General features: G+C 55.1%; 1 pseudogene. It reads right to left on the bottom strand.

Features of this window, described 5'->3' with window-relative positions:
- Positions 1-78 precede the first annotated feature (78 nt).
- Positions 79-256 (bottom strand): annotated as a pseudogene (locus U5A57_RS41560) (cupin); the annotation flags it as partial.

Genomic DNA, 256 nt, shown 5'->3' on the forward strand with positions numbered 1-256 from the left:
AGCGACACCGTCCACTTCTACAGTCTTTCGTTGCATGATCAGAACCTCTTGATGGCGCGATTGCAGCGCCGGTATGTCTCAACGGATAAAGCGCTTGACGTAGTCCGTACCAAGTCCGATCGCATCGTAGTGCTTGCGGGCCGCTTCGATCTTGGTGAAGACATCCTCGTAGCCTGTTGCGTTGCCTTGAGGATCGACGTAGGTGTAGCCACCTGTCACGTGAAACCACGTGATCATCTCTTCGACGCCTTCGGGC

This window comes from Paraburkholderia sp. J11-2 (assembly GCF_905220185.1).
Classification (GTDB): domain Bacteria; phylum Pseudomonadota; class Gammaproteobacteria; order Burkholderiales; family Burkholderiaceae; genus Paraburkholderia.